We start from the raw sequence: 26089 nt of genomic DNA, 5'->3' as shown, positions 1-26089 counted from the left end.
TTTTGGACAGACACCAACCCTGTGCTGTACCTGCACTTTTCCTGATGCCGGACGCCCCGGCTCGGGCCGGTCCGCCCCGGCGGAATCTCGAAACATCAGAGGTTTACGACCGATCGTCCGCGAGGTGGAGCGCGGCCAGCGCGGCGTTGACGATCGCCCCGGCGCGCAGATCATGCAGCTCGTACAGGTCCCGGATGCTTCCGGACTGCCCGAACTCGTCCACTCCAAGCGGGACGGCCGCTACACCGAGTGCGGACCCGAGCCACGCCAGCGCGTGCGACGCCGCGTCCTGGACGGTCACGACGGGCGCCCGATCGGGGAACGCGGCGCGCAACCCGTCCGGGGCCGGCCGTGCCGTCGCGGTCCGCACCCCCTGCCGCAGCCCGTCCTGCCACGAACGGTAGAGCCGGCCGGCGGACGTGACGTCCACGACATGCGCGGCGACCCCCTCGTCCGCCAGCTCCCCGGCCGCCTCCAGCACTTCGGGCATGACCGCGCCCGACGCCGCGAGATGCACGACCGGCGCGCGTTCGTCCCGCAGGTCCGGGCGGTCGTGGTGGGCGTCCTTGAGCCGGTACGCCCCGGCGAGCGCCTGCGCCCGGACCGCGCCGTCGCCGAGCCGCGCCCGCGCCGCCTCGAACGGGGACTGGTCGATCGGACGGGTCGTCAGCCGGAAGTAGTAGGCGACCTCGCGGTCGTCCGATCCGGCGGGGTCCGCGGCGATCCGGCCGAGCGCGTCGCACAGCAGCCAGTCCAGGGCCGCTCCGTAGGTGGGCTCGGCGAACGTGACGCCCGGCAGCTCGATCCCCACCGACGCCGTGATGGACGACTGGTGCGCGCCGCCCTCCGGGGCGAGCGAGATCCCCGACGGCGTGCCCGCCACGACGAACCGCGACCCCGAGTACGCCCCGTACAGGAAGGCGTCCAGCCCCCGCAGGACGAACGGGTCGTAGACGGTGCCCACGGGCAGCAGCGGCTGGTCCGACATGTCCCAGGCCAGGCCGAGCTGCCCGAGCAGCAGGAACAGGTTCATCTCCGAGATGCCCAGCTCGATGTGCTGGCCGGCCGGGTTCTCCGTCCAGCGCAGCGGGCCGTCCTGCGACCAGGCCCGCCGCTGCGCGGGCGAGAACACGCCCGTCTTGTTGATGAACCCCGCGAGGTTGGTGGACGTGGCGACGTCCGGGGCCGTCGTGACCAGGTACGGAGCCACCGCCTCGTCCCGGGCCAGGTCCGTCAGCACCCGGCCGAACACCTCCTGGGTGGAGGTGGGCTTCCCCGTCCGCACACCCGTGGCCGCCGGCACCGCGACCTCCGGTGACGCGGAGCGGGGACGCCTGGCCAGATGGTCGCGGCGCGCTCCGGCCCAGATTCCCGCGGGTGAAGCCGGATCCAGCGGGTCCCATTCGGTTTCGGAGGTCAGGCCCGTCCGGGTTCTCAGCTCGTCGATCTGCTCGCCGGTGAGCAGCGCGGCATGGTTGCGGGGACCGCCCGCGAGCGGCAGCCCCCAGCCCTTCACCGTGTAGGCGAACACCACGCTCGGCCTGTCGCGGACCGCGTCGCACTCCGCGAACGCGTCCAGCACCGCCTCCACGTCGTGCCCGCCGAGGTCGGTGACCAGCGGCCCCAGCTCCGCGTCGGGCAGGTCCGCGACGAACTCGCCGACCTGGGGCGGGGCGCCGTCCAGGAACCGTTCGCGCAGGGCGGGCCCCTCCAGGGCGAAGAGCGACTGGTACTGCTCGTTGGGCATCGCGTCGATCCACGTCCGCAGGTGCTCCCCGCCCGGACGCTCGAACGCGGCCTGGAGCCGCCGCCCGTACTTGATCTCCACCACGTGCCATCCGGCCGCCGCGAACTGCCCGCGCCACTGGTGGATGCGGACGCCCGGCACCACCCGGTCGAGGGACTGCCGGTTGAAGTCCACCACCCACATCACGTTGCCCAGCCCGGCCGCCGCCGGTTCGGCCACGGCCTCCCAGACGTTGCCCTCGTCCAGTTCCGCGTCCCCGACCAGCGCGACGAACCGGGACCCGGGCCGCGCACCGAAATGGGCGTCGACGTACCGGCGGGTGAGCGAGGCGAACAGCGGCGCCGCCGCGCCGAGACCGACCGAGCCCGTCGAGAAGTCGACGGCGTCGGGGTCCTTGGTGCGGCTCGGATACGACTGGAGGCCCCCGCGGGCCCGCAGTCGCGTCAGGTACGCGCGGTCGAGCCCGCCGAGCAGGTACTGGATCGCGTGGAAGGCGGGCGAGGCGTGCGGCTTGACCGCGACCCGGTCCTCCGCGTCCAGGTGGGCGAACCACAGCGCGGTCATCGCGGTCACGAGCGAGGCGCTGGACGCCTGGTGGCCCCCGACCTTGAGGCCGTCCCCGGTGTCGCGCTCCCGGTTCGCGGCGTCCACGATGCGTGTGCCGAGCCACAGCACGCGCCGCTGGATCTCGTCGAGCACGGTCGGTGTCGGGCCCGCCTGCACGGTCACTGTCACCTGCCAGTCGCGATCGGATACTGCGATAGATATGTCCGATTTTTAACCGATTACCGCCTCGCTGTCATCCCCCCGGCGGGGGCGAGTTGGCGGTTGACGGGCGAAGCGATCCTGCGGGTACCCTCCAATTTTGAAACATCAGATATATGGCGGGGACGGTGCCGGAACCGTCCGGGAGGGGACGACCGTGCCGACGCTGGAGACCATGACCCTTGAGGTGACCGACCGGGTCGCACGTATCACCTTCACCCGCCCGGACTCGATGAACAGCCTCACCGCGCAGGCGCTCGACGACCTGGAGGCCGCGATCGACGCGGCCGAGGCCGACCGCGACGCCCGCGTCCTGGTCATCGGCGGGACGGGCCGCGCCTTCACCGCAGGCCTCGACCTCGCCGTGCTGGACCGGGCTTTCGCCGACCCGGCCGTCTGGGAGCGGCTCGGCAAGCGGATCGCGGCGCTCACCCTGCGGCTGGAGCGGCTGCCGATGCCGGTCATCGCCGCCGTCAACGGCCTCGCCCGCGCCGGCGGGTTCGAGATCCTGCTGGCCTGCGACCTTGTGGTGATGGCCGAGTCGGCACGGGTCGCCGACGCGCACGCCGCCTTCGGCCTCGTCCCCGTGGGCGGCTCGACGGCGCGGCTCCCCCGCATCATCGGCCGCCAGCGGGCCAAGGAGATATTTCTCACCGGCCGCTGGATCCCCGCCGCCGAGGCGGTCGACCTCGGCATCGCACTGAAGGCCGTCCCCGACGATCGGCTCGCGGCCGCCGTGGACGAACTCGCCAAGGACCTCAGCGGGAAGTCGCGCGCCGGGATGGCCGCGATGAAGCGCCAGCTCGCCGCGATGGAAGGACTCCCCATGGCGGAGGCCCTCGACCGGGAGCTCGAGGGGTTCGTCTCCTACGTCACGCCGCCGGACTCCGAGGCGCAGGAGGGCTTCCGCGCCCACCGCGAGAACCGTCCGCCCAGCTGGGCCTGACTCTCCCCACGGTCTCGGCCGGGTGCGGTCTCGGGGGGCCGCGCCCGGCCGTCCGGCCGCCTGACTGCCTGACCGTCCGGCCGCCTGACCGTCCGGTATAGGCGGGCGTGCGGTCGGGGTCAGCCTTCGCGGTAGGCGTCGCGGATGTGGCGGAGGTGGTCGCGCATGGCGGCGCTGGCGGCCTCGCCGTCGCCCGCTTCGAGCAGGGTGATGATGTGCTCGTGCTGGTCGTCGACCTGCGCCCAGAACTCGGCGGGCTCGTCGGCGTTCAGGAACCGCGTGCGCAGGACGTGGAAGACCGGCTGCGTCATCATCTTGAGGAGCCCGTTCCCGGTCGCCTCCATGATGATCCCGTGGAAGTGCCGGTGCTCCTGGAACTTCATGCTCCGGCCGCGGGAGCGCTTCTCGCGCTCGGTGACCGCGTGCAGCGCGTCGAGGTGCCGCTGCTCGCGCCGCTCCGCCGCGATCGCGGTCGCGGGGACCTCCAGCAGCTCGCGGGCTTCGAGGATGGCCGGAAGCGGCAGGGCGGCCGAGCCCGACATCAGCCCGATCCCCGCCTCGAGGAAGTCGCTGATCTGGTCCGGTTCGATGTGCGAGACGAACGTGCCGCCGGTGGTGCCGCGGACCGTCTTGACCAGGCCCTGGGACGCCAGCACGCGCAGCGCCTCGCGGACCGTGCTGCGGCTCACCCCGAAGTTCCCGCCGATCTCGCCCTCCGGCGGGAGGCGGTCGCCCGGGGCGAGGGACCCGTCCAGGATCAGCTCACGCAGCTGGTCGGCGACCTGCTGGTAGGCCGGGCGCAGCCGGCTGACCGGCAGTGCCGGCGCAGGCCCCGTGCCGGAACGGCCGGAGGTGTTGCCTTTGGTGCTGGACACGGTGCCGTCCCCCTGGTGGTCCTTCGAGCACGGTCGAGCATACATCAGACATCAAGGCAACCCTCTCAATACATCGGACCTTAAACCCCAGCGCAGGAGCGCAGCGCGCGGCGGAACGGGGGGCGCCGGACGAGCCGGCGAGCCGTCCGGTGGCTAGGCGGCTACCCGACCAGGCCGGCGTTGTGCGCGGCCAGGCCCGCCTGGGTGCGGTTCTCGCAGCCGAGCTTGACCAGCATCCGCGAGACGTAGCTCTTCACCGTCGCCTCGGTCAGCGAAAGCCGCTTGCCGATCTGCGCGTTCGACAGTCCCTCGCCGAGGCAGGCCAGCACCTCGGTCTCGCGTTCGGTGAGCCCGGCGACCAGCCGCCGCGCGTGCTCCCTGTGCTGCTCCGTGGCCGACGAGGCGTTGATCAGCCGCCGCATGGCCTCGGGCGACAGCACGGTGTGCCCCCTGCGGGCGGCGCGGACCAGGTCGATCAGGTCCTCCGGCGGCGTCGACTTCACCAGGAACCCGGCGGCGCCGGCGCGCAGGGCCCGCAGCACGTACTCGTCGGCGTCGAAGGTGGTCAGGACCACGATCACCGGGGCGTCCGGGCGGGCCCGGAGGCGTTCGGTCGCGGTCAGCCCGTCCATCCCGGGCATCCGGAGGTCCATCAGGACGATGTCGGGACGTTCCCGCTCGACGGCGCGCAGCGCGGCCTCCCCGTCGTGGGCGGGTTCGACCACGTCGATGTCGGGGGCCGTGCCGAGGATGGTCCGCAGGTGAGCGCACACCATCGGCTCGTCGTCGACGATCAGGACACGGATCGGGCCAGGGCTCACGGGCTCGGCGCTCCCACGGTGTGTGACGAGGTGGGTACGTATGCGGGCAGTATCGCATCGATGACGAATCCGCCGTCTCGCGTGGGGCCCGCCACCAGCGTCCCGTCCACCAGCTCGACCCGCTGCCGTACGCCGAGGAGCCCGGTCCCGGAACCCCCGGCGGCCAGTTCCGGGTCCCCCGGCCGCGACCTCGCGGCGTCGCGCGGCGGGGCGGGCGGCCGGCCGTTGCTGACCCTGACGCGCACCTGTTCGGGGTCGTACCGCACCTCCACGCGCACGTGCGACCCGTGCGCGTGCTTGCGGACGTTCGTGAGCGCCTCCCCGACGATCCGGTGCGCCGTCCGCGCGATGGCCGGGGACGGCAGCGCCGGGTCGCCCTCCTCGACGAGGTCGACGGGGACGCCGACGGACGCGGAGTCGGCGGCGAGCCCGGCCAGGTCCGGCGGGCCGCCGCCGGGTCCGGGCTCACCGGCCGGGGCCTGGAGCGCCTCGACCAGCTCGTGCAGCTCGTCGAGGGTCTGCCGGCCCGCCAGGATCAGCTCCGCCGAGGCCCGCTCGGGCTCCGTCGACAGCGTCGCCTCCCCCGCCTCCCCCGCCGCTTGCGCCGCCGGTTCCGTGCCGCCCAGCCGGTTCGCCCAGTCCAGCATGTCGTGCACCCGGCCGACCACGATGCCGTGCATCTCGTGGGCGAGCCTGGCCCGTTCCGCGGCCCGTGCCCGGTCGGCCAGGAGCCGCCGCTCCCGTTTCGCCCGCTCGGCCCGTTCGGTGAGCGCGGCGACGAGACGGCGCCAGGCCCCGGCGTACAGCCCCAGCAGCGCGGGAAGCCCGATGAACGCCGCCGCCACCGAGACGACCGCCGTGTGCGGCTCCCACGGCCGGGCCGCCAGGGCCGTCAAGGCCAGCACCATGGCGGCGCCCAGGACCGGACGCCGGGAGTGCGCGGCCAGGGCGTAGGCCACCAGCGGAGCCACCGCCGGGACGAGCAGCCTGGTGGAGTCGCCCGCCGGAAGCAGATCCGCCGCGCCGTGCACGGTGAGCCCGATCATGACCGCCGCCCCGGCCAGCGTCGGCGCGGCCGCCAGGTGCGGATGGTGCCGGCGGAGGAGGAGCGCGGCGGCCAGGGGCAGTTGCAGCGCGATCTCGACCCAGGGGAACGTCGGCTCACCGCTGCCGACCTCCCGCGAGGAGGCCACGGTGACGCTGAGCAGCACCGTCCAGACGATCGCGGCCGCCACCACGGCCAGGTCGGACCGGCCGATGCGCGGCGGGGCCGGGGAGTGGCCGCCGGTGGCCGCCAGGAACCGGCCGCCACCGGGGCGGGCGTCCTTCGCCGTGGCGGGGGCGGGGTCCTGGGGTCCGCGGAGCACGCCGATCAGCTCCCGGAGCTCCACCAGCGCCTCGCACCCGATCGCCCGTACGTTCTCGGCCGCGTCCCGGACGGCGTCGCCGGTCGCGGTGACCCGCAGCGCCCCGGCGTGCAGGACCATCAGGCTGACCCGGTGCGTGACGACGTCGTGCAGCTCCATGGCCAGGCGGGTGCGCTCCTGGGTCCTGGCCTGTTCCTCGCACAGGTCCCGTTCGCGTTCCGCGTCGCGGGCGCGGTCGGTCAGCGTCCGCACGAGCATCGTCCGCGCCTCGCGGTAGAACCCGAACAGCATCGGCGTGCAGACGTACAGCAGCCCGTCGCCGGTGATCGTCACCGACGTCGACCACGGATGCGTGACGACCAGGACGAGCAGCGCCGCCATGGTCCACGCGCGCCGCCGGTCCTTCCTGTAGAGGTGACCGGCGTACGTCACGAAGACCGGGGCCAGCGCCATCAGCGGGTTGGTGAGCACGTCGGCGGTGGCGAACCAGCCGGGTGCCAGCAGCGCCCACGCCGTCACTCCGGCGACGGCCGCGCCGGCGGCCACCGGCGCCGCGCCGTGCCGCCGTGCCGCGGTCATCAGCGCGCCGACGACCACAAGGCCCGCCAGCCCGGCCAGGGGACTCGCCCCCGCAGGCCCGCCGGGGAGCGCGAGCGGCAGCAGCCAGGCGATGCCGACGGCGGCGAGCAGGACCGTCCCGTCGACGACCCGCTCCCGCGCGGGCCATGTCGCAGGTGACGGCAGGTACTCCATGCCGTCAACCGTAGGCCGGGCCCGGCCCCGGCGGCCGGGTCGCCGGGACGGAGACGACGAAGGAGGGCACGTCGCCGCGAAGCCGTCCACTTTCGTAGGCGGCGCCCACCCGCCTTCGCGGCTGGTGCGGCGCCCGCGGCGACCACTGGACTTGTGGCCGACGACGCGACGCACGGAAGGACACCGAATGAAGGCCTGGAACCGGCGCCTGCCACTGGCGCTGCTGGGACTGACCGGGGTGGTGGGCGCCATGACGGCGTGCGCCGACACCCGGACCGCGGAACTCAGCGCAGCAGGCGGGCACGTCGTGCGGACCGAGTACGGGGCGGTGCGCGGCAAGGCGGACGGGCCCGTCCGCGTCTTCCAGGGCATCCCGTACGCCGCGCCGCCGGTGGGCGGGCTGCGCTGGAAGGACCCGCGGCCGCCCGAGCCGTGGAAGGACGTGCGGGACGCGACGCGGCCCGGTCCGGCGTGCCCGCAGAACTCCGGCGAGATCCCCGGCGGGAGCAAGGACGAGGACTGCCTCAACCTCAACGTGACCACACCGTCAGGTGTCCCGGCCAAGCCCCGCCCGGTGATCGTGTGGGTGCACGGCGGCGGCTACTACATGGGGTCGGGTGCGAGCTACGGCGCCAAGCGCATGGCGGCCCAGGGCGATGCCGTCGTGGTGAGCGTCAACTACCGACTCGGCGTGTTCGGCTTCTTCGGACATCCCGGGCTGGAGGGCTCCGGGACGTACGGCCTCAAGGACCAGCAGGCCGCCTTGTCCTGGGTGCAGCGCAACATCGCGGGGTTCGGCGGCGACCCCCGCAACGTCACCCTGGCGGGCCAGTCCGCGGGCGGGATCAGCGGATGCGCGCAGCTCACCTCACCGGGCGCGAAGGGGCTGTTCCACAAGGTCGTCATGCAGAGCGGGTCGTGCTCGGTCGGCTGGCTCAGGAACTTCGACTACCGGGGCCAGGAGCCCGAGAAGATCTTCCAGCCGCTCGCGACCGTCCGGGAGCGCGGCCGCCGGACCGCGGCCGAGCTCGGCTGCACGGGCGGCGACGCTGCGGTGATCGCCTGCATGCGCGGGCTGCCCGTGGACGAGCTGCTTCCGGTCCTGGAGAGGGACATGCACCCGGCGTACGGGAACGAGGTGCTGCCGACCCGGCCCGCCGACGCGCTGCGCACGGGACGCTTCCACCAACTGCCGGTGCTGTCCGGGCACACCCGCGACGAGTCGACTCAGAGCACGGCCGTCTACGACGAGGCGGGCGCCGATCAGCGCAAGCCGATGACCGAGCGGACGTTCGACACGGTGATGGCCGAGACGTTCGGCGCGGACGAGGCGGCGGTCCGGGCCGAGTACCCGCGGTCGGCGTACGACTCGGCGGCGCTGAGGTGGTCGGCGATCGTCACCGACCGCAAGTGGGCGTCCTCGCAGTACCGGATGGCCGGCAAGCTGGCCCGGCGGGTGCCGGTGTACCAGTACTGGTTCGCCGACCCCGAGCCGCCTGCGCTCTCCCCGGAGCCGCCGAAGATGCCGATGGGCGCCCAGCACGCGTCCGAGCTGTGGTACCTGTTCGACCTGGGCGGCATGCCGCCCGAGCTCGACTCCGAGCAGCGGCGGCTGGCCGAGCGGATGATCGGCTACTGGACGAGCTTCGCGGCGTCGGGCGATCCGGGGAAGGCCGGCGGCCCCCGGTGGCCGCGCTTCAGGACCGCCGGGCATCGCGTCCCGTACGTCCAGGCGCTCGCCCCCGGCGACGGCGGCATCCGCCCGGTGGATGTGGCCACCGAGCACCACCTCCGCTTCTGGGCCCGCCTCGCCCGTTGAGCACAGCTTGCCCGTTGACAGGGAGGGGGCACCTCCTTAACCTGACGGTGATGTCACAATCACAGCCCCGGGGGTGCCGGTGAGTCACCGGATCAGCGTTGGCGAGTCGGTCACGATGACCGCCCGGAACAAGCCGGACACGCCCAGCTTCGTGTTCGCCGACGGGTCGCACCACACGTTCGTCCAGACCAACGCCCGGGTGAACCGGCTCGTGTCGGCCCTGCGCGCCGAAGGCGTCGGGCGCGGTGACCGCCTCGCGGTGTTCTCGCTGGACTCCCACCGCTACGTGGAGATCGTCCTCGCGGCGCTCAAGCTCGGTGCGGTCTACGTTCCGCTGAACTACCGGCTCAGGCGCGGCGAGATCGACACGCTGGTGTCGCGGGCGGGACCGGTGGCCGTCTTCTACGACGTCCGCTACGAGGAACTGCTGCGGGACCTGCCCGAAGCGCACCCGGCCGTCCGCCTGTTCGTCGCGCTCAACGACGGAGACGCGGCGGACGGCGGGGAGTCGCGGTACGAGGCGCTGCTGGCCACGGGCCACGAGGACGAGCCGCCGGTGGTGGCCACGGACGAGGACGTCATCGGCCTGGCGTTCACCTCGGGCACGACCGGGCTGCCGAAGGCGGTGCTCCAGTCCCAGCGGATGATGAAGGCGATCATCAACGAGCAGGTGATCGAGTACCGGATGCGGCCGGACGACGTGCGCTACTCGGCGGCGCCGACGTTCCACATCACCGGCATCTGCCAGCTGCTGATGTGCGTCGCCTACGGCACCCCGTCGCTGATCCTCCCGCAGTTCGACGCCCGGACGACGCTCGACTTCATGGCCGCCGACAGGCTCACGGCGGTGTTCATGGTGCCGACCATGATCAGCACCGTGCTCGGGCTGCCGGACGTCCACGACCACGAGTACGAGCGGCTCAGGCTGATGTACTACGGCGCCGCCGCGATGTCGCCGAACCTGCTGCGGCGCGCCATGGACGCCTTCGACTGCGACTTCCTCAACGCGTTCGGCGCCGGCACGGAGGCCGGGCTGCAGGCCGTCCTCACCCCCGAGGACCACCGGCAGGCGCTCGCCGGCCGCCCCGAACTGCTCGGATCGATCGGCAAGCCGGCGTACGGGGTCGCGCTGAAGATCGTGGACGAGGACCTGAACGAGCTGCCGCCCGGTGAGGTCGGCGAGATCGCCACGCGCAGCGACATGGTGATGGACGGCTACCTGGAGATGCCCGAGGAGACCGAGCGGGCACTGCGCGGCGGCTGGTTCCGGGCCGGCGATCTCGGCTACCTCGACGAGAACGGCTACCTCTACCTGAGCGGCCGGAAGAAGGACATGATCATCCGGGGTGGGGAGAACATCTACCCCATCGAGATCGAGTCGGTCCTCGCCGAGCATTCCGCGGTGGCGCAGGTGGCCGTCGTCGGGGTCGCCGACGAGCACTGGAGCGAGGTCGTCCGCGCGTGGGTGGCGCTTCGCCCGGGGGCCGCCGCGACGGGGGAGGAACTGGCGGCGCACTGTGCGGACCGGCTGGCCAAGTACAAGGTCCCGGCCGAGTTCCGCTTCGTGGACGCCCTGCCGACGAACGCCAGCGGCAAGATCCTCAAGCGGGAGCTCCGGACCTGGGAATGACCGGCCGCCCCGTCACCGGCGCACCGGCCCGGTCTCGCAGGGGAGGTGCTTGATGCCGTTGATGAGGGTCGAGAGCAGGCGGTCCGGTTCGGCCGTGGACCGCAGGCCGGGCAGGCGGGTGCAAAGCTCGCGGAGCATCACGCTGATCTCGCGGCGGGCCAGGTGCGCGCCCAGGCAGAAGTGCGGCCCCGGCCCGCCGAAGCCGAGGTGGGGGTTGGGCGAGCGCGTGATGTCGAAGGTGTCCGGGTCGGTGAAGACGTCCTCGTCGCGGTTGGCGGAGTTGTAGTAGAGGACGACCTTGTCGCCCTTGCGGAGATGGACGCCGTTCATCTCGTGGTCGCCGGTCAAGGTGCGGCGGAACGCGATGACGGGGGTGGCGTAGCGGACGATCTCCTCGACGGCGCCGTCGATGTGCCCGTCGAAGTCCTCCAGCAGGAGTGCGCGCTGCTCGGGGTGTGTGGTGAGAAGGTGCAGGCCGTGCGCGAGGGCGTTACGGGTGGTCTCGCTGCCGGCGACCAGAAGGAGGATGAAGAACGAGCCGAGTTCCTGGTCGGTGAGGTGCTCGCCGTCCACGTTGGCGTTGACCAGGCGGGTGGTCAGGTCGTCCTGGGGGCGCGCGCGGCGCTCCTTGGCGAGGTTCATCGCAAGGGAGTGCAGGGCCCGCCCGGTGCGCAGGTAGCGGACGGCGATGTTGCCGCCGTAGAGGAAGCGCCTGAGGAACGACTTGTGCTCCAGGCCGTCGATGTCGATGCCGAGGTACTCGGAGTCGAAGCCGCCGAGAATCAGGTTGGCGCGGCGCATCACGAACGAGCGCTGTTCCGGGGGGACGCCCATCATGTCGCAGATGATCTGGACGGGAAGCCGTGCGGCGACGTCGGTGACGAAGTCCCCGCCGCCGCGCGCGGCCAGCTCGTCCACGATCTGCTCGGCGTGGTTCTGGACGTCCCGCATGGTCCCGGAGAGCATCTTCGGGGTGAAGGCGCGGGACACGATGCGGCGGAGCCGTGCGTGGCGCGGATCGTCCATGTTGATGAGTGAGCCGAAGTAGCGCCCCATCCGTCCCGGCATGTCGGCGATCGAGGTGGTGTTCGGCTCGCTGCTGAAGATCTCCGGCCGGCGGCTGGCCTCGGCGACGTCGGCGTGCCGCACCAGCGCGTGGAAGCCGCGTCCCTTCGGGATGAACGCCATCGGCGGCTCGTCGAAGAACACCGGCCCACCGGACTGCCGGAGCCTCCGGAACGCCGCTTCTCGTTCGATCGGCGGCCGCTTCCAGAACTCCAGGTCCCCGAGCTGAGGGCCGGCGGGCGCGAGCGAGGGCGTCATGGGACGAGTTCCTGTGGTTGACGGCACCGACTGACTAGAACGGTATTCGGCCACGTCTCCACGCGCCAGCCCCGGCCGCCCGCGGGTGTAATTCGCGGTCGCGCGATCATAAGGGGAGTGAAACGGAACCTGAGCAGGTGGTTCGTCGTTGAGGCGGATGACCTGTCACGACCGAAGAGGCACATGGACCACCATCTCTCCACCGGCCCGGCCGTCGCCGACGATCCGCGGGCGGGCCGAAGTTGATCACTCTGCTGTCTCTTCTCCTGGGTGTCGTGGTGATCCTGCTGATCACCGCGCTGACCGGTTACTTCGTCGCCCAGGAGTTCGCCTACATGGCGGTGGACCGCTCCGGCCTGCAGGCACGGGCCGGTGCCGGTGACGGCGCCGCCGGCCGTGCGCTGCGCGTCACCCGCCGCACCTCGTTCATGCTGTCGGGCGCGCAGCTCGGCATCACGGTGACCGGGCTGCTGGTCGGCTACGTCGCCGAGCCGCTGGTCGGCCGGGCCTTCGGTGACATGCTCGGCGGAGTCGGCGTCTCCACCGGCGTCGGCGTGGCCGCGGGAACGGTGCTGGCGCTGGCGCTGTCCACCCTGGTGCAGATGGTGTTCGGCGAGCTGTTCCCCAAGAACCTCGCGATCACGCGGCCCGAGCCGGTGGCCCGGTGGCTGTCCCGGTCCACGCTGATCTACCTGAAGGTGTTCGGCTGGCTGATCTGGGTGTTCGACCAGTCGTCGAACCTGCTGCTGCGGATGCTGCGCATCGAGCCGGTGCACGACGTGGAGCACTCGGCGACGGAACGGGACCTGGCGCACATCGTCGCCGACTCGCGGCGCAGCGGCGACCTCCCGGCGGACCTGTCGATCCTGCTGGACCGCATCCTCGACTTCCCGCGCCGGGATGTCGAGCACGCCATGATCCCCAGGGCCCAGGTCGACACCATGGACGACACCACGCCCATCGGTGAGGTCAGGCACGCGATGAGCACGGGCCACTCGCGCTACCCCGTCCTCGACGAGGAAGAGCACGTGGTCGGCGTGGTGCACATGGACGACGTGCTGACCGCCGCCGACCGCGCGGCCCCCGTCGCGTCGATCATGCGTCCCGCCACGGTCGTGCCGACCCTGATGACGCTGCCCACCGCGCTGGACCGGCTGGCCGCCGCCCGCAGCGAACTCGCCTGCGTGATCGACGAGTTCGGCGGCTTCGCCGGCATCCTCACCCTGGAGGACCTGGCCGAGGAGCTCGTCGGCGAGATCACCGACGAGCACGACGCCGACGTCGCCGAACCCGCGGCGCTCGCCGCCGGCGAGGCCTGGATCATCCCGGGCGGCTTCCACGTCGACGAGGTCGAGCGCACCATCGACCACCGGCTGCCCGAGGGCGACTACGAGACCATCGCGGGCCTGGTGATCGCCGAGTACGGCGCGCTCCCCGAGACCGGCACCGAACTCGACATCGAACTCCCGCCCGACCCTGCGGACCTCGCGCACAGCGACGACCCGTCCATCCGGTTCGTCCACGCGAAGGTCCTGGAGGTCGACAACCACGTGCCGACGTCCATCCGGCTCCAGGTGACCACCCAGCCCGCCGGGCCCGCGCTTGACGGAGAGGGGACAGACCGATGAGCAACCCCTGGGTGGTGCTCGCCGTCACCGTCGCCATCATCGGGCTGAGCGCCTTCTTCGTCGCCGTGGAGTTCGCGCTCATCGCCGCCAAACGCCACCGGCTGGAGGACGCGGCGCCCAGCAGCCGATCGGCGCGGGCGGCGCTGCGCAGCGCCTCGGAACTGACGGTGCTGCTGGCCGGCGCCCAGCTCGGCATCACGATCTGCACCCTGGCCCTGGGCGCGATCACGAAGCCCGCCGTCCACCACTGGCTCACTCCCCTGCTCAGCTCGTGGCACGCGCCGCACTGGCTGGCCGACGCGGCCGGCTTCGGCCTGGCGCTGATCATCGTGACGTTCCTGCACCTGGTGGTCGGGGAGATGGCGCCCAAGTCCTGGGCCATCGCCCATCCGGAGCGCTCGGCGACCCTGCTGGCGCTGCCGATGCGCGGGTTCATGCGGGTGACCCGGCCGCTGCTGAACGGCCTGAACGAGTCGGCGAACTGGTGCCTGCGCAAGGTCGGCGTCGAGGCCGCCGACCAGGTGGAGGCGGGACAGGACCCGGACGCGCTGCGCCATCTGGTCGAGCACTCGGCCAACGTCGGCGCCCTGGACGCCGGTTACTCGGCCCAGCTGTCCAAGGCCCTGGACCTGCGGAACCTGCGCATCCGCGATCTGGTCAGCGGCGACACCGAACTGACCACCGTGGCACCGGACGCGACCGTCGCCGATGTGCAGGCCACCAGCCACGCCTCCGGCCACCTCCGCATCCTGGTGCCCGGCCCCGGCCCCGGCCCCGGCCCCGGCACGGCCTGGCAGGTCGTCCATGTGCGGGACACCCTCACCGAACCCGACGCGGCCGGGATCTCGCACGTGACCAGGTCGGCCTACGTGGTCGAAGCCGACACGCCCGTCTACGCCGCGATGACGCGGATGCGGGAGACCGGCAACCAGCTGGCCCTGGTCACCGAGGAGGGCGCGGTGCTCGGCGTCGTCACCATCACCGACATGCTGCGACGCCTGCTCTACCGTCCGCAGGACGGCGCCTCCGCCCCAGCCACGTGACCGGTCGCGGCCATATGCCGGAGCGGTCCGGTGTGCCAGGATTCGCGGCATGAGTTCCGTCGACCGCTACCTCGCCGAGGACGAGTCACTCGTGCACGCCACGCGCCAGCACTGGACGGAGCTGGTCGGCGAGTTCGTGATCCTCTGCCTCCTCTGGATCGTCGCCGGGGCCCTGGTGTGGGTCCTCCCGTCCGGCGACGACTGGGGACGCATCGCCGGCTACGCCGCCCTCGGCGTGGCCGCGGTCCTGTCGCTGTGGCTCTGGCTGATCCCGCTGCTGCGGTGGCGCGGCACGATCTACATCGTCACCACCAAGCGGATCTACAAGCGCAGCGGCTTCCTGACCAAGACCGGCCACAGCATCCCGCTGGTCCGCGTCAACGACGTGTCGTTCCGGGTGACGCTGTGGGAGCGGATCTGGCGGTACGGGACGCTCGACATCCAGTCCGCGTCCGAGCAGGGGATGCTCCGGCTCAAGCGCGTCCCCGACCCCGAGGGCCTCAAGTCGAAGATCTACCAGGCCGTGGACGCCGTGCAAGGCCACGACCAGAGGAGCCAGGGACCTTCCGGCGACCGGTGACGACCGCGATAGGGACGCACCTGCTCTCGTCCCGCAGGCCTGTTACTACATTTGTAGCAGCGGACGGTAGGGTCGGGGAGACGGACAACCGAGCGGAGGACCCATGGCTTTCTGGGACAAGCTGCGTGAGTCGACCCAGACGATGCAGACCCAGTTGCTCAGTAAGAAGAACGATCTGAAGAGCGGCGCGTTCCGGGACGCGAGCATGGCGATGTGCGCGCTGGTCGCGGCCGCCGACGGAAGCGTGGACCAGGCCGAGCGGCAGCGCACCGCGTCCCTGATCGCCTCCAACGAGGTCCTGCAGAACTTCCCGGCCGACGACCTGCAGCGCCGCTTCAACGACTACGTCTCGAAGCTGACCGCCGACTTCGACTTCGGCAAGGTCTCGGTTCTGCAGGACATCGGCAAGGCCAAGAAGAAGCCCGACGAGGCACGCGCCGTCATCCAGATCGGGATCGTGATCGGCGGAGCGGACGGCGACTTCGACGACAGCGAGAAGCGCGTCGTCCGCGAGGCCTGCCAGGCCCTGGGCCTGAACCCCAGCGAGTTCGAACTCTGACCACCCGCCGTCCCCGGCCGCCGGGGTGATCAGACAGTGATGGCGACCTTGCCTCGGGCGTGGCCGCGCTCGACGTAGCGCAGCGCCTCCGGAATCTCGGCGAACGGGTAGGTCCGGTCGAGGACGGGTGCGATCCGCTCCTTCTCCATGAGCTCTGCGAGGAACCGCAGATCCGCGGAGTTGGGCTTCCAGCCGACGGTGACGATGCGCTGCCTGACGAAGGGAGCGGCCAGCTTCCCGCGGAGCACCTGCGCCGCCGGGCCGAGCAGCCTCCCGCGTCCGGAGGCGATGCCGCCCACGATCACGAGCGTGCCCCGGGAGGTCAGGGGCCGCCGCAGCTTCGCCAGCGATCGGTCGCCCACGATGTCCATGAGCAGGTCGTACCGTCCGGCCCGCTCGGTGAAATCCTCCCGGCCGTAGTCCACGACGTCGTCCGCGCCCAGGGAACGGACCAGCTCGATGTTGCGGGTGCTGCACACGCCCGTGACCTCGGCCCCTAACGCCTTGGCGAGCTGGACCGCGAACGTGCCGATCCCGCCGGAGGCCCCGTTCACGAGGACCCGCTGCCCGGCGGTGAGCCTCCCCTCGTCCCGCAGCCCTTGCAGCGCGGTGTGCGCGGCCATCGACACCGACGCCGCCTGTTCGAAACCGAGACCGGCCGGCTTGACCGCCAGCCTGTCCTGCGGGACGGCGACGGCCTCGGCGAACGAGCCCAGCCGGACCTCCCCGAAGACCTCGTCGCCGGGACGGAACGCGGTCACCTCGTCCCCCACCCGCTCGACGACGCCGGCGAGGTCGGCGCCGAGGACCAGCCCCGGCTTCGGCCGCCGCAGGCCGATGCTGAGCCGCACCAGCTTCGGGTCGGCCCGCATGTGCCGCCAGTCGTAGGGGTTGACCGCCGCCGCCCGCACCCGCACGAGCACTTCGTCCCGGGCGATGCCGGGCTCGTCGACGTCCTTCAGGGCCAGCACGTCAGGCGGGCCGTAACGGTCCCAGCTCCAGGCTTTCATGACCTCTCTCCTTCGTGTCGTACGCTGTAAGGCGTCCGTACGCCGTAAGAATATCGTACGACGTAAGGCAGTCAAGGGCCCGCAGCGGGAACCGGCTCAGCCGGCGAAGAAGGACAGCCGCGAATGGCGAGTCGTCAACCGGCGGCGCGGCGCCGTTCCAGCCCTTCGAGGACCAGGTCGAGCGCGAACTCGAACTCGAACTGGTCGTCGCAGAAGCCCAGGGTGCCGTCCGGATCGTCGTGGACGGCGTCCGCCATCATCCCGGCGAGGTGCGGGAACCGGTCGGCCATCTGCTCCATCGTCCCGGCGTCCGGCGCCTGGGCACCGTCGGGCTGGAACAGCTCCTGGGCGAACCCGAGAGCACGGCTGCCCAGGACGTGCAGCGCGCGATGCGCCAGGTCGAAGGAGAACCCGCCCGCCCGAAGGATCGCGACGACGTGGTCGAAGTAGGCGATGACCAGCGGACTCGTGGTGGTACGGGTCCCGAGCAGCCCCGGAGCCCAGCGGTGGCGCAGGAGGACCTCCCGGGCGGCGAGGATCCGCGTACGCAACGCCGCCTGCCAGTCCTCCTCCGGGGACGGGGCCTCGACCGCCTCCACCGCCGCCATGATCTCCCCGAGGACCACCTCGACGACACCGTCGAAGACGGCCTCCTTGTTGGCGACGTGGTGGTACAGCGACATCGCCTCGGCCCCGACCTCCTGCGCGAGCCGGCGCATGGTCAGCGAGTCGAGGCCTTCACGGTCGGCCAGCCCCACGGCGGCACGCAGCACCCGCCTCCGGCTCAGCGGCACGCGAGGCTGCTCGATGAGCTCATCGGCGTCGGCCCGTCGGGTCATCCATCCACCTCCCGGCGCACCCTACCCGTACACGGTAAGTCTCCCGCCTCCGAGCCACTGCGGGCGGCCGGACCGTCCGGGTCCTCTGACGCCCGTCCCGCCCGTGCCGCCGAAGTGGCGGATCATGGCGAAGCCATGAAGGCCAGAAAAGGCGACATGCCTTTCCTTAATGATCTTACCTGAGTGGCGCCATGGCTGCGGAAATCTGGGAACTTCACCGCAAACCCGTGTTCCCATATATGCGATAGGGGGATCGCTCCGAGTTCGCAGGAAAGGGCCAACGATATGAGACGCGGTGTGATTCGCGCCGCCGCGGCGATCGGGGTCGTCGCGCTGGTCGCAACCGCCGGGAACGCCTCGGCGAGCCACCGCCGTCCGGGTTCGGTGCTGGTCGGGGAGTCGTTCACCGGCGCCGCCGCGGACTCGCGCTTCATCGGGTACGGGGCGGCCTGCCTCACGGGCGCGCCGCGCGGCGGGGAGGTCGCGGAGGCCGCGAACCACCCGCTCGGCGGCTGCCACCCCGATCCGGCCGGCCCCGTCCCTCCGGCGGGAGCGGCGCCGCGCGGGTATCTCCAGCTCACCGACGCCCACCTTGAGGAGACCGGAGCCGTGCTGTTCGACTCGCCGGTCCCGGCGGCCGACGGGCTGGAGATGACCTTCGAGCAGTGGCAGTACGGCAACACCACACGGGCACCGGCAGACGGGATCTCCTTCTTCCTCACCGACGGCGCCATCCCGCTCACCACACCGGGCGCCTTCGGCGGAAGCCTCGGCTACGCCCAGAAACTGCCGGACGGAAACCCCGCAGCCCATTTCGTTCCAGGTGTCGACGGCGGATACCTCGGCATCGGCCTCGACGTGCTGGGCGACTACTTCGGCGACGGAGAAAAGCGCGGGAACGGCTGCGAGCGACGCTCCCCGGCCGGCACGGACTTCCGCACTCCTCCTCCGGGCCCCAACATCGTGACCGCCCGCGGCCCAGGAAACGGCGTGGCCGGGTACTGCCTCCTCGCCGCCACGACGAACGGCGCCACCGCCCCCTGGCGGTCGACGCTGCCCGGACGACTCCACGGTGATCTGAAGAAGATGCCCGCCAACGTCACCCCAGCGCGGGCCGAAAGGCTGCTGGAACCAGCAAAGCGCACCGTCCGCGTCGTGCTGTCACCCGACCCGAACCCGGTGGCGACGGTCGACATCGACTTCCAGGACGGCGACGGCTTCCAGCGCGTGCTGAGATTTCACCTCCCCGAGCCGATCCCGAACACCGTCAAGTTCGGTTTCGCCGCCTCCACAGGCCCACTCACCGACATACACCTGATCCGCCACACCACCCTCCGCACCCGACCCGCGCCCGGCGCGTGACCACGCGGGATCCGACCCAGGATCGACTCGTAGAACTCAGGAAGGGGAGGGGGCGAGTTGGTCGGTGAGTGCGGTGAGCGCCTTCGTGCCGACCAGGTCTCCCGGTAGTAGCGGCACGTCGAGCAGCGGTACGTCCGGGATCTGCTGCCGCAGCCGGGCGAGGTGCTCGTCCTCCTGCCCCCGGCGCCGGGCGAGCAGCTCACCGGCGTCCGCCGGGGAACGGCGGTTGGCGACGAGTGCGGCCACGTCGACGCCGAGACCGGTGAGCTTCTCGTACATCTCCATGGTCTCGGCGATCGGGAGCAGCTCGGCGGTCAGCACGACCACGAACCCGGTCCGCGCCGGGTCCGTCACCACCTCGCGCAGCCGGGAGAAGCGATTGCGCCGGCGGACGAGGATCCGGCGCAGCTCGGCGTCGCGGTCGGTCTCCTCGCCGCCGCCGAGGCCGCGCACCGCCGCGCCGAACCGCTCGGACCGGTCACGGTTGGCGAGCAGGGTCTCGGTCCAGGTGGTGAGCTGCTCGGGCAGCGCGAGCAGCCGCAGCGTGTGGCCGGACGGGGCGGTGTCGAAGACGACCAGGTCGTACGCCTCCTCCCCGAGTTCCACCGCCTCGGCGATCCGCTCCAGCACCGCCGACTCGTGGGTGCCGGGCGCCTGCCGGGCCAAGTCCAGGTGCCGGGCGGCCGGTGCGTGCATCCGCTCGGGGAGCAGGCGCCGCATCGTCCCGGCGACCGCGGACAGGTGCTGCTCGACCGTGCGCTCAGGGTCGATCTCCAACCCGTCGACGTGACCCGCCGCCCCGGAGGCCGCCCCGGAAGCGAGGTCCCCGGGGTCGGCGAGGCGCACGGGCTCGTCCCCTACTGGGCGGTCCCAGAGGTGGCCGAGGCTGTGGGCGGGATCGGTGGAGACCAGCAGCACGCGGGCGCCCGCCCTGGCACGGCCGAGGGCGAGCGCCGCGGCGATGGACGTCTTGCCCCCCCCGCCCTTGCCGCCGACGAAGACGACCCTGCGCGAGGTGATGAGGTCTAGCAGCACCCGACATGCTCCAGTGGCGAGCGGTCCATGCCCATCCGGCGGTGCCAGGCGTGGAAGTCCTCGTAGAGGGCGGGCATCAGCTCGGCGGTGTAGTACGCCGCCGGGTCGGGCACGCCCAGAGCCTCCGCGAGGACGACCATCCGGAACAGGTCGTCCTCCTCGCGCCGGGCGCGGGCGAAGGTGCGCCGGTAGGGGCCGGCGTAGAACTCCTCCAGCCCCGCCCGGAGCGCGGCCCAGCGGGATGTCATCCCTTCAGCTCGGCCTTCTCCGTCACATCGGCGTCAGGTGCCTCCGGCGGCTCCTTGGACGCCCGGCGCATCGCGACGACCGCCTCGAAGGCGACCCACACGGCGGCGACGATGATGATGACGTCGATGGCCAGCAGCAGCCAGTCCCGCTCGTCGTACAGGTCGCCGAGCTGTGCGAGCGCTGCCCAGAACGACATCGCGAACACGAGCACGAGCGGCACCAGCGCGGGCGCCGGGTTGCGCCGCTTGCGGATCAGCATGACCACGATGATGGACAGGGTCAGGGCGGCCAGCAGCTGGTTGCTGGTGCCGAACAGCGGCCAGATGCGGAGGCCGCCGGCCCCCTCGGCGCCCTGGCTGAACGTGAGTCCCATTCCGGCGGCGAGCACGATGAGGGTGGCGACGGCATTGTTGATCTTCAACTTCGCGACGTCGCCGGCCTCCTGGACGACGAAGCGCAGCAGGCGCACGCCGGTGTCCATGGTGGTGGCGGCGAACAGGACCGCCATCGTGGCAAGGACCGTCGAACTCAGCGAGGTCGGCAGGCCCAGGCCGCTGTTGACGATCGCGCCGCCGCCCTCGACGAACGCCGCGACGCCGGCCTCGCCGAAGGCACTGTAGACGGCCTCCCAGTCGGCCAGGGTGCGGTAGCCCGCGACGGTGGCGATGACCGCGCCGAGCGCGAGCATGCCTTCGCCCACCGCGCCGAAGTAGCCGACGAAGCGGGCGTCGGTCTCCTTGTCCAGCTGCTTCGAGCTGGTGCCCGAGGAGACCATGCCGTGGAAGCCGGAGATCGCACCGCACGCGATGGTGACGAAGAGCAGAGGCATGAGGTCCGGGGTGCCCGCGGGCACCGCGTCGTTGATGGCCGGGGCGACGATCGCCGGGGCGCTGAGCAGCACCGCGACGAACAGGATGCCGAGTCCGACGAAGAGCTGGACGCCGTTGATGTAGTCACGCGGCTGGAGCAGCAGCCACACGGGCAGCAGGGAGGCGATGCCGGCGTAGACGAAGAGGGCCACGATCCAGAAGGTCGCCGGGGACATGCCCAGGAACGGGTCGGGCAGCTCCACCGGGACGGCGTCGCCGAGGAGGATCAGGCCGTAGAGCGCCGCGACGCCGACGACGGTGACCAGTCCGAGGTTCATCTTGTAGCGGTAGACCGCCTGGCCTACCAGCAGCGCCACCGCGACCGCGCCCCAGGCGGGGATCACCACCGAGGGGGTGGAGATCAGCAGCTCCTTGATGACCACCGCGAAGGCCGCGATCACCATCAGGAGCAGCAGGAAGATTACGACGAGGAAGAGGTTCGCGCCCCGGCGGCCGATGTAGCGTCCGGAGAGCGTGCCCACCGAGCGGCCCTTGTTGCGGACCGAGGCCCACAAGGCGCCCAGGTCGTGCATGCCCGCGAAGAAGACCGTGCCGAACGTGACCCACAGGAACGCGGGCAGCCAGCCCCAGATCACCGCGACCGCGGGACCGACGATCGGCGCTGCTCCCGCGACCGAGGTGAAGTGGTGGCCCCACAGCACGAACTTGTTGGTCGGGACGTAGTCCACGCCGTCCTGCAGCTCGTGCGCGGGCGTCTTGAAGGACGCGTCAAGCTTGTAGACCCGGTCGCCCAGGAACTTCGAGTAAAGGACGTATCCGCCCGCGAACATCGCAAGGCCGATCAACAGCAGCGGAAGCGCATTCATACGAGGTGCCCTCTGGGGGTGTGGGAGGCGGTCTGCTCAAGGGTCCCGATCAAGTCCAAGTGCCCCAGATCCAGTTCGATCAAACGCTCGCGACCCCGTGTTTGATCACTGCCGTCGGCAAACCCGGGCCCCACCCCAACCCCCTGGAGGAGAGGTGCACCCCTTACTGATCGGCGCGCAGCCGTGCTGCGAAGCGGCGGCCTGGGGCCGGGTCGACTCCGAAGTCTGCGGCGTAGCGTTCGTGGATCTTTTCCCACGCGCGGTTCGCGTCCTCTTCGGAGAGGTGCCTGCCGGCGAGGTGGGGTTCGAGTCGCAGCAGGTAGGTATGCCAGCCGGTCGCCACCTGCGCGGCGAGCGCGCGGTCGCCGAAGACGTGGGTGAAGATCAGCCGGCAGCCGTCTCCCCGGGCGATCAGCTCGAAGCTGTACCGCTCGCCACCGAAGGTCCACGCCAGGCGATGGGGCTCCTCGACCTCGGTCACCTCACCGGTCGCGCCGAAGGCTTCGAGGATCTCGCCTTCGGCGGGCGTCCAGTCGACGACCGCGGGGAACCAGTGCTGAAGCTCGGCCGGGATGCTGACCGCCCGCCACACGCGTTCCACCGAGTGGGCGAGCGTGCGCTCGAAGCGAAGTGCCGGTTGGCCGTCGACCGTCTCCAGGGTTCCGTCGTTCATGGGTGCTCCTCCAGGTAGCTTTCGAGGGTGTCGAGACTCCTGGACCAGAACGTGCGGTAGGGCTCCAGCCACTGGTCGACCTCCGCAAGGGGGCCTGGCCGTAGCGCGTACAAGCGCCGCTTGCCGTCCACACGCACCGTGACGAGCCCGGCCTCGCGCAACACCTTGAGATGTTTGGACACGCCGGGCTGGCTGAGGTCGAGCCGCTCCACCAGATCTCCGGCAGGCCGCTCGCCGTCACGCAGCAGGTCGAGAATCTGCCTGCGGTGGGGCTCAGCCAGGGCCGCAAAGGCACTCATTTCCTCAGATTACCAGGCGGCGATATGAGCGGCGATCGCCGATCCTCCCGGCTGACCGGCGACATCCCTCCGGCCGCGATGGCCCGGGACCGACCCGGCGCGCGAATGCCGCCGGCGCGCAACGCACCCTCCCGGTACGCCCGCCACAAGCCAGCCCCAGGGGTCGGTCATTCCTGCCCGGCGCGCAGGGTCTCTGCGAAGCGGCGGCCCGGCGCCGGGTCGATCCCGAAACGCTCGGCATAGCGTTCGTGCGTCTCCTCCCATCCCTGGTGCGCCTCTTCTTCGGAGAGGTATCCGCCGGCGAGGAGATGCTCGAGCCGCTTGAGGTAGGTGTGCCATCCGGTGGCCGTCTGCGCCGCGAGCGAGCGGTCGTCGGTGACGTGCGTGAACACCAGCCGGCAGCCGCCGTCCCGTGCAGCCAGATCGAAGCTGTGGGGCTGGCCTGCGTAGGTCCAGGCCAGGCGGTGCGGCGCGTCGACCTCCAGGACGTCGAGGGTCGCGCCGTAGGCCTCGAACGTCTCCCCCTCGGCCGGCGTCCAGTCGACGGCCGAGGGCATCCAGCGCTCCAGCTCCGCCGGCGCGCTGACCGCCTGCCAAACACGCTCGACCGGGTAGGCGAGCATGTGCTCGAAGCGCAGTGCCGGGCGTCCGTCGATCGTCTCCAGGGTTGCGTAGGTCATGGCTTCCTCCAGGTGTCGTCCGATCGAGAGCCTGCCCTCCCGGCTCTTCATATTTCCAGATAGTAATATGAATGGCAAACAGTGATCGCGCTCACTGGAGACCCATGAGGAGTCTGCGGCTGCCACCCACTGCGCTTCGTTCCGCGAAGTCGATCCCCGCACGGTTCGGTGGTCCGGCGGGTGGGTTCTTTCGGTGCCGCTCAGGGCGCCTGCAGGGGCGTCGCCGACGGGCTGGGGGGAGCGGCTGGTGCTGCTCCTCGGGTCGTGCAGAGAAGTGGCCCGAGTAGCTCTAGCAGGTGCCGGTGATCGTCGTATACGGCTCTCAGGAGATCGGGCTGCGCGGCTTCGATCACGGCGTCGGCCTCGCCGACACGCACGGAACCGGCAGGCGTGATCTCCACGAGGGTCACGCGCCTGTCGGTCGAATGCGGGAGCCGTACGACCAGACCGCGGTGCTCCAGCACGCCTACGGTGCCGGCGACCGTCGTCGGATGAGCGGCCACCCGCCGGCTCAGCACGTTCAGCGGGCAGGGCTTCCCGGGGTCCGCCGCGAGCGCCGCCAGGACGAGGTGGTCGAGGCGGGCGAGTCCCATCCCTCTCAACTCGGTTTCGAGCGATCTTGTCCGTTCGGAATGCAGGCGGTGGGCAAGCAGGAGGACTTGAGAAGGGGCGGTTCGCTTTGATCCGGTGGCGCTTCGGTGAGTCGTCATAGCATCTGTCTGGGCGATGTGGTGCAGCGGAGGCGACGAGGTAGCACGGACTACGCCGGGTTCCCGACCCGAAGTAGCTCGGAACCCTAGAAGCCGATCGGCGGGTTGGCAACAGGTTATTGGCGTTCCGCCAATAACGGTCTAGAATCCCACTCATGCGCATCGGTATCCATGGCGGCACGTCGCGGGCAGCCGTTCGAGGCCGTCGATGAGCGCATGGCAAGGCCACGTGCTGGCGTTCGTTGCCAGCGCGCTCTACTTCACGGGCTTCGGGTTCTTCAAGTCGGCCGCCGCCAGAATGGAGCCGCTCGTCGGCACACGGCCGGTCCACCTGGCCACGCGCGTCCTCGCCAGCGGCTCATGGTGGCGCGGCATGGCATTCATGCTCGTCGGTGTCGTCTTCCACCTCGCTGCGCTCCGAAACGTCCCGGGGACGATGTCCTTGGCGCTGCTGGCCGGCCTGGTCGTGCTCCTCGCCGTGGCGCAGGGCTTCTTCAACGAGCGTGTGACCTGGCTGGAGTGGCTGGCCTTCGCCCTCCTGCTCGCCGCCGGCGTGTGCTTCGCCCAAGCGGCGGACTCCACCTGGCGGCCGCCACCGTCCAGCCTGCTTCTGATTCTCGCGGTCTTCTCGTTCGTGCTCCCCGTGGGCCTGTTCGCCCTCGGGGACCGGCAGCCCGCAGGAACCCACGCCAGGCAGCTCAACGGCATCGCCTACGGCATCTGCGCGGGAGTGCTCATCGGCCTGGGCGAGCTGTCATTGACCCTGTCGGTACGCCACGGCATCGACCAGAGCCTCCTGACCTCGACCGTCTACCCGTACCTTTTCGCCGCTGCCGTCGGGGCCGGTGTCGTTCAGTTGCAGATCGCCCTGCAGCGCTGCCGGATGGTGGTGCTGATCTTCGTGACTACCGTCGTCGCCAAGACCTACGTACTGCTGGCCGGTACGCCGCTGCCCGATGCCGGAACGCTCAGGATCCAAATATTCGCTGGAACGGTCCTACTGGTCATCGCGTTCGCGCTCGTACCGCGTTTCGACACCGGTAGCGGAAGGCAGGACCCCTCCATGCCGACGGGACTGCGCTTCCCCTCGTAGCGCGAGTCACCGGTCTTGGCCAGAGCGGCGGCCCGCCCGGCGGCACGCGCCGGGCAGGTGAGCGGACGGACCAGGGAGGGCCTGGGCTGTGACGCTCCTGGGAGGTGTCACATCTTCTCAGTGGCGGATTTGATGGCGTCGCGAATCCGGGCGTAGGTGCCGCAGCGGCAGATGTTGCGGAGTTCGTCCAGGTCGGCGTCGGTGATGTCGCGGCCTTCGGCGCGCACTTGCCGGACCTTGGCCACGGCGGACATGATCTGGCCGGGCTGGCAGTAGCCGCACTGGGCGACGTCATGCTCCAGCCAGGCCTCCTGCATGGGGTGCAGTTCCCGGCCCACGGTGCCGGGAAGGCCCTCGATGGTGGTGACCTCGTCGTCCGGGCCGATGCGGGAGACCGGCACCGAGCAGATGTTGACGGCCTTGCCGTTGACGTGGGAGGTGCAGGCCTGGCAGACGCCGATGCCGCAGCCGTACTTGGGGCCGGTGACCCCCAGCAGGTCGCGCAGCACCCAGAGCAGGCGCACGTCGTCCTCGACCTCCACGGTGATCTGCTTGCCGTTGAGCCTGAAGGTATGGGTCGGCACGTC

General features: G+C 71.2%; 24 protein-coding genes. 9 read left to right on the top strand and 15 right to left on the bottom strand.

The features are described 5' to 3' along the window. Positions 1-103: 103 nt before the first annotated feature. Positions 104-2476, bottom strand: coding sequence for a pyruvate dehydrogenase (locus E1285_RS00880; RefSeq protein WP_243722453.1), 2373 nt, complete (start codon positions 2474-2476; stop codon positions 104-106). Between the two features lie 136 nt (positions 2477-2612). Here E1285_RS00880 and E1285_RS00875 point away from each other — a divergent pair, with 136 nt between their 5' ends. Continuing rightward, positions 2613-3458: an enoyl-CoA hydratase/isomerase family protein gene (locus E1285_RS00875; protein ID WP_132146544.1), complete on the top strand. Its 846-nt coding sequence runs from the start codon at positions 2613-2615 to the stop codon at positions 3456-3458. Between the two features lie 119 nt (positions 3459-3577). On the opposite strand, the gene E1285_RS00870 is transcribed toward E1285_RS00875, so the two are convergent. The 3 genes from E1285_RS00870 to E1285_RS48060 form a co-directional block, all read right to left on the bottom strand. Then, positions 3578-4333 (bottom strand): FadR/GntR family transcriptional regulator, encoded by a 756-nt coding sequence (locus E1285_RS00870; RefSeq protein ID WP_165966406.1) that lies wholly within the window; start codon positions 4331-4333, stop codon positions 3578-3580. 161 nt (positions 4334-4494) lie between these two features. Next, positions 4495-5109, bottom strand: a complete 615-nt coding sequence (locus tag E1285_RS00865; protein WP_132146722.1) for a response regulator transcription factor — start codon at positions 5107-5109, stop codon at positions 4495-4497. 41 nt (positions 5110-5150) lie between these two features. Then, positions 5151-7274, bottom strand: coding sequence for a histidine kinase (locus E1285_RS48060; protein WP_207946326.1), 2124 nt, complete (start codon positions 7272-7274; stop codon positions 5151-5153). Between the two features lie 187 nt (positions 7275-7461). On the opposite strand from E1285_RS48060, the gene E1285_RS00855 reads away from it, so the two are divergent. Then, positions 7462-9093: a carboxylesterase/lipase family protein gene (locus tag E1285_RS00855; RefSeq protein WP_207946325.1), complete on the top strand. Its 1632-nt coding sequence runs from the start codon at positions 7462-7464 to the stop codon at positions 9091-9093. Between the two features lie 79 nt (positions 9094-9172). Next, on the top strand, positions 9173-10723 hold the full coding sequence (locus E1285_RS00850; RefSeq protein WP_132146538.1) for an AMP-binding protein: 1551 nt from the start codon (positions 9173-9175) through the stop codon (positions 10721-10723). Between the two features lie 12 nt (positions 10724-10735). Here the strand turns inward: E1285_RS00850 and E1285_RS00845 are convergent, their stop codons facing one another. Next, a complete protein-coding gene (locus tag E1285_RS00845; protein ID WP_132146535.1) occupies positions 10736-12046 on the bottom strand; it encodes a cytochrome P450 in 1311 nt (436 codons plus the stop codon). A 275-nt stretch (positions 12047-12321) separates the two neighbouring features. On the opposite strand from E1285_RS00845, the gene E1285_RS00840 reads away from it, so the two are divergent. The 4 genes from E1285_RS00840 to E1285_RS00825 all read left to right on the top strand — a co-directional run bounded on the left by E1285_RS00840 (position 12322) and on the right by E1285_RS00825 (position 15856). After that, positions 12322-13674, top strand: coding sequence for a hemolysin family protein (locus E1285_RS00840; protein WP_347814052.1), 1353 nt, complete (start codon positions 12322-12324; stop codon positions 13672-13674). Further along, positions 13671-14717 carry a hemolysin family protein gene (locus E1285_RS00835; protein WP_132146529.1) on the top strand — a complete coding sequence of 349 codons (1047 nt, stop codon included), beginning with the start codon at positions 13671-13673 and terminating at the stop codon, positions 14715-14717. The genes E1285_RS00840 and E1285_RS00835 overlap by 4 nt, the downstream gene beginning before the upstream one ends. A gap of 49 nt (positions 14718-14766) precedes the next feature. Next, on the top strand, positions 14767-15297 hold the full coding sequence (locus tag E1285_RS00830; protein ID WP_132146526.1) for a PH domain-containing protein: 531 nt from the start codon (positions 14767-14769) through the stop codon (positions 15295-15297). A 103-nt stretch (positions 15298-15400) separates the two neighbouring features. Further along, entirely contained in the window at positions 15401-15856 is a 456-nt protein-coding gene (locus E1285_RS00825) for a TerB family tellurite resistance protein (protein ID WP_132146523.1), read from the top strand. Between the two features lie 29 nt (positions 15857-15885). On the opposite strand, the gene E1285_RS00820 is transcribed toward E1285_RS00825, so the two are convergent. Next, entirely contained in the window at positions 15886-16866 is a 981-nt protein-coding gene (locus tag E1285_RS00820) for an NAD(P)-dependent alcohol dehydrogenase (RefSeq protein ID WP_132146520.1), read from the bottom strand. A gap of 134 nt (positions 16867-17000) precedes the next feature. Beyond that, complete coding sequence (locus tag E1285_RS00815) at positions 17001-17705, bottom strand: TetR/AcrR family transcriptional regulator C-terminal domain-containing protein (protein ID WP_132146517.1); 705 nt, start codon at positions 17703-17705, stop codon at positions 17001-17003. Between the two features lie 285 nt (positions 17706-17990). On the opposite strand from E1285_RS00815, the gene E1285_RS00810 reads away from it, so the two are divergent. Next, positions 17991-19067 carry a hypothetical protein gene (locus E1285_RS00810; RefSeq protein ID WP_132146514.1) on the top strand — a complete coding sequence of 359 codons (1077 nt, stop codon included), beginning with the start codon at positions 17991-17993 and terminating at the stop codon, positions 19065-19067. Positions 19068-19103: 36 nt separating this feature from the next. Here the strand turns inward: E1285_RS00810 and E1285_RS00805 are convergent, their stop codons facing one another. The 7 genes from E1285_RS00805 to E1285_RS48370 all read right to left on the bottom strand — a co-directional run bounded on the left by E1285_RS00805 (position 19104) and on the right by E1285_RS48370 (position 24292). Further along, complete coding sequence (locus tag E1285_RS00805) at positions 19104-20102, bottom strand: ArsA family ATPase (RefSeq protein WP_132146512.1); 999 nt, start codon at positions 20100-20102, stop codon at positions 19104-19106. Next, positions 20093-20350, bottom strand: coding sequence for a cory-CC-star protein (locus E1285_RS00800; protein ID WP_132146509.1), 258 nt, complete (start codon positions 20348-20350; stop codon positions 20093-20095). The genes E1285_RS00805 and E1285_RS00800 overlap by 10 nt, the downstream gene beginning before the upstream one ends. Beyond that, on the bottom strand, positions 20347-22047 hold the full coding sequence (locus E1285_RS00795; RefSeq protein ID WP_132146507.1) for a carbon starvation protein A: 1701 nt from the start codon (positions 22045-22047) through the stop codon (positions 20347-20349). Before E1285_RS00795 ends, E1285_RS00800 begins: the two co-directional genes overlap by 4 nt. A 163-nt stretch (positions 22048-22210) precedes the next feature. Then, the gene (locus E1285_RS00790; protein ID WP_132146505.1) at positions 22211-22720 is read right to left on the bottom strand and encodes an SRPBCC domain-containing protein; all 510 of its coding nucleotides are present in this window, start codon (positions 22718-22720) and stop codon (positions 22211-22213) included. Next, positions 22717-23019, bottom strand: coding sequence for a metalloregulator ArsR/SmtB family transcription factor (locus E1285_RS00785; RefSeq protein ID WP_132146502.1), 303 nt, complete (start codon positions 23017-23019; stop codon positions 22717-22719). The genes E1285_RS00790 and E1285_RS00785 overlap by 4 nt, the downstream gene beginning before the upstream one ends. A 167-nt stretch (positions 23020-23186) precedes the next feature. Then, positions 23187-23750, bottom strand: coding sequence for an SRPBCC domain-containing protein (locus E1285_RS00780; RefSeq protein WP_243722451.1), 564 nt, complete (start codon positions 23748-23750; stop codon positions 23187-23189). Between the two features lie 149 nt (positions 23751-23899). Then, positions 23900-24292, bottom strand: coding sequence for a MarR family transcriptional regulator (locus tag E1285_RS48370; RefSeq protein WP_347814051.1), 393 nt, complete (start codon positions 24290-24292; stop codon positions 23900-23902). Positions 24293-24617: 325 nt separating this feature from the next. On the opposite strand from E1285_RS48370, the gene E1285_RS00770 reads away from it, so the two are divergent. Then, complete coding sequence (locus E1285_RS00770) at positions 24618-25502, top strand: hypothetical protein (RefSeq protein ID WP_132146496.1); 885 nt, start codon at positions 24618-24620, stop codon at positions 25500-25502. A gap of 107 nt (positions 25503-25609) precedes the next feature. Here E1285_RS00770 and E1285_RS00765 read toward each other — a convergent pair whose 3' ends face one another. Next, positions 25610-26086 carry a (2Fe-2S)-binding protein gene (locus E1285_RS00765; protein WP_132146493.1) on the bottom strand — a complete coding sequence of 159 codons (477 nt, stop codon included), beginning with the start codon at positions 26084-26086 and terminating at the stop codon, positions 25610-25612. Positions 26087-26089 lie beyond the last annotated feature (3 nt).

It is taken from the genome of Actinomadura sp. 7K507, assembly GCF_004348425.1.
Classification (GTDB): Bacteria; Actinomycetota; Actinomycetes; order Streptosporangiales; family Streptosporangiaceae; genus Spirillospora.
The sequence above is the reverse complement of the archived record's forward strand: the minus strand, read 5'-3'. Positions and strand labels throughout refer to the sequence as shown.

Coding starts and splice junctions, on each gene's coding strand:
- E1285_RS48060 (WP_207946326.1), bottom strand. CDS start 7,274: ATGGAGTACCTGCCGTCACCTGCGACATGGCCCGCGCGGGAGCGGGTC.
- E1285_RS00800 (WP_132146509.1), bottom strand. CDS start 20,350: ATGACATCCCGCTGGGCCGCGCTCCGGGCGGGGCTGGAGGAGTTCTAC.
- E1285_RS00825 (WP_132146523.1), top strand. CDS start 15,401: ATGGCTTTCTGGGACAAGCTGCGTGAGTCGACCCAGACGATGCAGACC.
- E1285_RS00855 (WP_207946325.1), top strand. CDS start 7,462: ATGAAGGCCTGGAACCGGCGCCTGCCACTGGCGCTGCTGGGACTGACC.
- E1285_RS00835 (WP_132146529.1), top strand. CDS start 13,671: ATGAGCAACCCCTGGGTGGTGCTCGCCGTCACCGTCGCCATCATCGGG.
- E1285_RS00780 (WP_243722451.1), bottom strand. CDS start 23,750: ATGAAGAGCCGGGAGGGCAGGCTCTCGATCGGACGACACCTGGAGGAA.
- E1285_RS00865 (WP_132146722.1), bottom strand. CDS start 5,109: ATGGTGTGCGCTCACCTGCGGACCATCCTCGGCACGGCCCCCGACATC.
- E1285_RS48370 (WP_347814051.1), bottom strand. CDS start 24,292: ATGGGACTCGCCCGCCTCGACCACCTCGTCCTGGCGGCGCTCGCGGCG.
- E1285_RS00820 (WP_132146520.1), bottom strand. CDS start 16,866: ATGAAAGCCTGGAGCTGGGACCGTTACGGCCCGCCTGACGTGCTGGCC.
- E1285_RS00815 (WP_132146517.1), bottom strand. CDS start 17,705: ATGACCCGACGGGCCGACGCCGATGAGCTCATCGAGCAGCCTCGCGTG.
- E1285_RS00785 (WP_132146502.1), bottom strand. CDS start 23,019: ATGAGTGCCTTTGCGGCCCTGGCTGAGCCCCACCGCAGGCAGATTCTC.
- E1285_RS00845 (WP_132146535.1), bottom strand. CDS start 12,046: ATGACGCCCTCGCTCGCGCCCGCCGGCCCTCAGCTCGGGGACCTGGAG.
- E1285_RS00810 (WP_132146514.1), top strand. CDS start 17,991: ATGAGACGCGGTGTGATTCGCGCCGCCGCGGCGATCGGGGTCGTCGCG.
- E1285_RS00795 (WP_132146507.1), bottom strand. CDS start 22,047: ATGAATGCGCTTCCGCTGCTGTTGATCGGCCTTGCGATGTTCGCGGGC.
- E1285_RS00790 (WP_132146505.1), bottom strand. CDS start 22,720: ATGAACGACGGAACCCTGGAGACGGTCGACGGCCAACCGGCACTTCGC.
- E1285_RS00770 (WP_132146496.1), top strand. CDS start 24,618: ATGAGCGCATGGCAAGGCCACGTGCTGGCGTTCGTTGCCAGCGCGCTC.
- E1285_RS00830 (WP_132146526.1), top strand. CDS start 14,767: ATGAGTTCCGTCGACCGCTACCTCGCCGAGGACGAGTCACTCGTGCAC.